The following is a 5,146-nucleotide window of genomic DNA, read 5'->3' as shown; positions in this document are numbered from 1 at the left end:
GTGGAACGACGGATGCCGCGGGCACGTGCGGCCCGCGGCATCCCTCGTTCGTGTCGGCCGGGGTCAGACCCGGGCGGCCTCCGTGGCGGCGCGCGCCGCGGCCAGGCCGGCCTCGAGGTCGGCCTTGAGGTCGTCGATGTTCTCGATGCCCACCGAGAGGCGCACGAGGCCCGGCGTGACGCCGGTCGTGAGCTGCTGCTCGGGCGTGAGCTGCGAGTGCGTGGTGGACGCCGGGTGGATGACGAGCGAGCGCACGTCGCCGATGTTGGCGAGGTGGCTGAAGAGCTGCAGGTTGTCGACGAGCGCGCKACCCGCGTCGACGCCGCCCTTCAGCTCGAACGAGAGCACCGCGCCGACGCCCTTGGGCGCGTACTTGTTCGCCGCGGCGTACCACGGGCTCGAGGGCAGGCCCGAGTAGTTCACGCTCGCCACGTCGGGGTGGTTGTCGAGCCACTCCGCGATCTCCTGCGCGTTCTGCACGTGACGCTCGATGCGCAGCGACAGCGTCTCGATGCCCTGGATCAGCAGCCACGCGTTGTTCGGGGCGATCGCCGCGCCGAGGTCGCGGAGCAGCTGCACCCGCGCCTTGATGACGTACGCGAGGCCGTCGCCGACCGCGGCCGTGTAGCTCGCGCCGTGGTACGACGGGTCGGGCTCGGTCAGGCCGGGGAACTTCTCGACGTTCTTCGACCACTCGAACGTGCCGCCGTCGACGATGGCGCCGCCGATGACGGTGCCGTGGCCGCCGAGGAACTTCGTCGCCGAGTGGATCACGATGTCGGCGCCGTGCTCGAACGGGCGGATCAGGTACGGCGTGGCGATCGTGTTGTCGACGATGAGCGGGATCCCCGCGTCGTGCGCGACGCCGGCCACGAGCTCGATGTCGAGGACGTTGATCTTCGGGTTGCCGATGGTCTCGGCGAAGAAGAGCTTGGTGTTCGGGCGCACCGCGCGGCGCCACTCGTCGGCGTCGTCCTGGTTCTCGACGAACGTGGTCTCGATGCCGAGCTTGGCGAGCGTGTACTTGAAGAGGTTGTACGTGCCGCCGTAGATCGACGACGACGAGACGATGTGGTCGCCCGCCTGGGCGATGTTCAGCACCGCGAACGTCTCGGCGGCCTGGCCCGAGGCGACGAGCAGGGCGCCGGTGCCCCCCTCGAGCGCGGCGATGCGCTCCTCGACGACGGCCTGCGTGGGGTTCATGATGCGCGTGTAGATGTTGCCGAACTCGGCCAGCGCGAAGAGGTTCTGCGCGTGCTGGGCGTTGTCGAACACGTACGACGTGGTCTGGTAGATCGGGGTGGCCCTGGCGTGGGTCACCGGGTCGGGGGCTGCGCCTGAGTGCACCTGCTTCGTCTCGAAGCGCCAGTCGGCGGCATGCTCTGCCATGAGGTCTCCTTCTCGGTCGGGTGTGCGGACCCGCCGCAACCGCGAGCCACGTTACGTCCGCGCCGAGAGGGCGGCAACGGATGCCGACACACGGCGTCATCGGGCGGCGGCCCGCGTCACGCCTGGGGAGTCGGGCCAGTCCGCGGCGGATCCTCGGGTCCGGCCGACTCGGCCGGCGGCGCTGCGGGAGGGGGCGATTCCTGCGCGACGGACGGGGCCGGGGGCATCGCACCGGGCGGCAGCACGAGCGTGCCCGTCGCGGTCGCGGGCTCGGCGCGGAACAGCCACCTCGCCCGCGGCTCCACGAGCGGCCGGAACACCCGCCGCACCGGCTTCAGCGACAGCACCACCGAGATGCCGATGCAGAACAGGATCATGGCGGGCAGCACCCAGAACGGCTGGCGTCCGTGCAGGAGCGGCGTCTCCCGGAACGGGAAGAGGATGAACGTGTGCAGCAGGTAGATGTACATCGTGGCCGTGCCGAAGCCCGTGAACCAGCGCGACCCGCGCGGCATCAGCACGAGGAACGCCACGGCGAGCAGCATCGCGGAGAGCAGCAGCACCAGCCGGATCGCGCCCGACCACGGGTCGTCGTAGCCGATCGCCACGTACGCCTCGTCGTAGAGCATGAAGCGCCGGAGCTTCAGGTCGCGCCACGTCTCGATCGCGAACGGCATCAGCAGGAGGACGCCGGCGAAGAGGGCGATCGCGCCGGCACGCCAGCGCCACGCCACCCGTGACGGCAGGTCGAGCCACCTGCCGGTGAGCTGCCACTGGCGCAGCTTCCACCCGAACACGAAGAACGGCAGCATGCCGAGCGTGCGCGAGATCGCCAGCGTCGAGTCGATCGTCTCGGTGTACCCCGCCCCGATCGAGATCGCGACGGCGATGAGCAGGGGGTAGCGCAGCAGCACGAGGTAGGGCAGCACGATCCGCCAGATCGCCAGGGCGATGAGGAACCACAGCGTCCACGACGCGGTCGTGTAGTCGAGGCTGAACTCGCCGCCGAGCGCCCACTTCACGACCGACCAGATGGTCTCGAAGATGAAGTAGGGGAAGACGATGTCGGTGAGGATCTGTCGCAGCGACCTCGCAGTGGGCGGCCCCGACTTCGCGAAGTAGCCGCTCACCGTGACGAAGACGGCCACGTGGAACGAGTAGATGAACAGGTAGACGCTGTACGCGATGTCGTCCTCCGCGATGAGCGGGAGGATGCCGTGGCCGATCACCACGAGCGTGATCGCGATCCACCGGGCGTTGTCCCACAGCGGGACCCGCCGGCGCTTCGTCGGGGTCGTCGGGTGCGGCCTCGTCTGCATCGACCCATTCAACCGCACCGGTTCGACGGATGCCGCGGCGGCGGCTCCACGCGTCCTGCCGGTGCTGTGCCGGATCGGACCGGCCGCAGTGCAGAATAAGGCGCATGGGAGTGCTGCGAGCGGTCGTGACCGGGGCGAGTTCGGGGATCGGCGAGGCCACCGTGCGCGCCTTCCGGGCCGCCGGGTGGGACGTGGTGGGCGTCGCCCGCCGCGAGGAGYGCCTGCGTGCGCTCGCCGACGCGACCGGGGCATCCGTGTTCGTGGCCGACCTCACCGACCAACGCGACGTCGACGCCCTGCGCGACCACCTCGAGGCCACCGGCCCGGTGCACGCGCTCGTGAACAACGCGGGCGGCGCGAAGGGCCTCGACTCGGTGGAGGCGTCCTCGATCGACGACTGGGCGTGGATGTTCGAGGTCAACGTGCTGGCGCTCAAGCGGGTCACGAGCGCGCTGCTCCCGTTGCTGCGCCGCGGCGCGGTCGAGCGCGGCGTGGCCGACGTGGTGAACGTCACCTCGATCGCGGGGCACACCGCATACGTGGGCGGCGGCGGCTACAACGCCGCCAAGTTCGCGGCGCACGCGCTCACGGAGGTGCTGCGGCTGGAGCTGAACGGCGAGCCGCTCCGAGTGGTCGAGGTCGCGCCGGGCATGGTGAAGACCGAGGAGTTCGCGCTCGTGCGCTTCGGGGGCGACCGCGAGCGCGCCGACGCGGTGTACGACGACGTGCCCGAGCCGCTCCTGGCCGACGACATCGCCGCCGTCATCCTCGACGCCGTGCAGAAGCCCCGCCACGTCGACCTCGACCTCATCGTCGTCAAGCCCGTGGCCCAGGCCGCGCCGCACCGCTTCGCCAAGGGCGAGCTCGCGGTCAAGCCCGAGGCCGCACGGTGACGACCCTCCGCGGGACTCCCGAGGGCGACGAGGCCACCAGCCGGCGACGCCGCTACGTCGACGCCACCGGTCGCAGCCTCGCGCTGCTCGGCGTGCTGTTCGTGTTCACCTACACGGTGTACGTGCTGTGGCCCGATCGGCCGCAGACGGTGACGACCGTCATCTTCGTCATCCTCATCGCCACGTGGATCCTCTTCATCGTCGACGTGGTGATCCGGATCGTACTCACGCCGCGCGGCCGGCGGTGGCACTACGCGTGGCATCACCCGCTCGAGGTGCTCTCGGCGATCCTGCCGGTGTTCCGGGCGCTCCGCGTCGTCGGCCTCCTGCAGGACCTGCCCCTGCTGAAGCGGCACACTCCCAGTGCGGTCCGGGCGCAGTTCATCATCCTCGCGCTCGCCTACGCGACGGCCTGGGTCTTCTTCCTCGCGCTCGCGACGCTGGAGGCCGAACGCGACGCGCCCGGCGCGAACATTACGACGTTCGGCGACGCCATCTGGTGGGCGCTCGTGACGATCGCGACGGTCGGCTACGGCGACACCTACCCGGTCACCGCGCTGGGCCGCTTCTACGCGGTGCTGCTGATGGCCGGCGGCATCGCGATCGTGGGCACGGCGTCGGCGACGATCATCTCCTACCTCAACGAGCGGGTCGCCGGGCTGCGGCACACGGGTGYGGGGCTCGCGCCGCCGTCGCTGTCCACCGGCGAGCAGCCCGATCCGGCTGCCACACACTCGCTGCCGCCCGAGGAGCCCGCCGCCCCCGAGCGACCCACGGGCGCCGCCGGGTAGCCTGTTCGGATGACCTTCGATGCGAACGACGCAGGCACCGGCGTCGACGGGATCCGCCGCGAGATCCTCACCTGGGACGCGTTCGGCGAGGCGGCTCGATCGCTCGCCGGCGACGTGCTGCGATCGGGGTTCACCCCCGACGTCGTGATCGCCATCGCCCGCGGGGGGCTGCTGCTCGCCGGTGCGATCTCGTACGCCCTCGGCACCAAGGCGTGCGGCTCCATCAACGTGGAGTTCTACTCGGGCATCGACGAACGCCTGCCCGAGCCGGTGCTGCACCCGCCGATGCTCGACGCCCCGGCCCTCGGCGGCAAGCGGGTGCTGCTCGTCGACGACGTCTCCGACTCCGGCCGCACGCTCGCCAAGGTGGTGGCGATCATCCGCGACGAGGGTGCCGAGGTGCGCACCGCGACGCTCTACACCAAGTCCCACACGGTGCTCGTGCCCGACTTCGACTACCGGCGCACCGACGACTGGATCATCTTCCCGTGGTCGGCCCTGCCTCCGGTCACCGCGGGGGAGGATGCCGCGTGAGCGTCCACCTCATCGGCGGGGCCGCGACCACGACGGCGGATGCCCCGCTGCACGCGCCGTTCGTCGCCGAGGCCGCCCTGCGGGCGCAGGCCGCCGGTCGGGCGCGGCCCCGCATCGCCGTGATCTCACTGCACCCCGAGGCCGAGGAGAAGGCGGCGGCGCTCGCCGACCTGCTGGCCGCGGCCGCCGGCGGTGATGAGATCGACGCGCACCTCACCGC

Annotated in this window: 5 protein-coding genes and 1 pseudogene; 4 read left to right on the top strand and 2 right to left on the bottom strand. The window is 71.1% G+C overall.

From position 1 onward, the window contains the following. Nucleotides 1–63: 63 nt before the first annotated feature. Together AC1DY2_RS15025 and AC1DY2_RS15020 are read right to left on the bottom strand one after the other, a co-directional pair. On the bottom strand, nt 64–1,389 hold the full coding sequence (locus AC1DY2_RS15025; protein ID WP_476763158.1) for a bifunctional o-acetylhomoserine/o-acetylserine sulfhydrylase: 1,326 nt from the start codon (nt 1,387–1,389) through the stop codon (nt 64–66). Nucleotides 1,390–1,505: 116 nt separating this feature from the next. Beyond that, the gene (locus AC1DY2_RS15020) at nt 1,506–2,708 is read right to left on the bottom strand and encodes an acyltransferase family protein (protein WP_476763157.1); all 1,203 of its coding nucleotides are present in this window, start codon (nt 2,706–2,708) and stop codon (nt 1,506–1,508) included. Between the two features lie 104 nt (nt 2,709–2,812). Between AC1DY2_RS15020 and AC1DY2_RS15015 the strand changes: the two genes are divergently transcribed. From AC1DY2_RS15015 to AC1DY2_RS15000, 4 genes and pseudogenes are all read left to right on the top strand, one after another. Further along, nucleotides 2,813–3,601, top strand: coding sequence for an SDR family NAD(P)-dependent oxidoreductase (locus tag AC1DY2_RS15015; RefSeq protein WP_476763156.1), 789 nt, complete (start codon nt 2,813–2,815; stop codon nt 3,599–3,601). Then, on the top strand, nt 3,598–4,392 hold the full coding sequence (locus tag AC1DY2_RS15010) for a potassium channel family protein (RefSeq protein ID WP_476763155.1): 795 nt from the start codon (nt 3,598–3,600) through the stop codon (nt 4,390–4,392). Before AC1DY2_RS15015 ends, AC1DY2_RS15010 begins: the two co-directional genes overlap by 4 nt. Nucleotides 4,393–4,401: 9 nt before the next feature. Further along, the gene (locus AC1DY2_RS15005) at nt 4,402–4,926 is read left to right on the top strand and encodes a phosphoribosyltransferase (RefSeq protein WP_476763154.1); all 525 of its coding nucleotides are present in this window, start codon (nt 4,402–4,404) and stop codon (nt 4,924–4,926) included. Then, nucleotides 4,923–5,146: pseudogene (locus AC1DY2_RS15000) on the top strand (Type 1 glutamine amidotransferase-like domain-containing protein); the annotation flags it as partial. The gene AC1DY2_RS15005 and the pseudogene AC1DY2_RS15000, both read left to right, overlap by 4 nt.

It is taken from the genome of Agromyces sp. P1_H4 (assembly GCF_056405255.1).
The sequence above is the reverse complement of the archived record's forward strand: the minus strand, read 5'-3'. Positions and strand labels throughout refer to the sequence as shown.

Bases quoted from the DNA above. Each gene is read 5' to 3' on its own strand.
- AC1DY2_RS15020 (WP_476763157.1), bottom strand. From the start codon at position 2,708: ATGCAGACGAGGCCGCACCCGACGACCCCGACGAAGCGCCGGCGGGTC.
- AC1DY2_RS15005 (WP_476763154.1), top strand. From the start codon at position 4,402: ATGACCTTCGATGCGAACGACGCAGGCACCGGCGTCGACGGGATCCGC.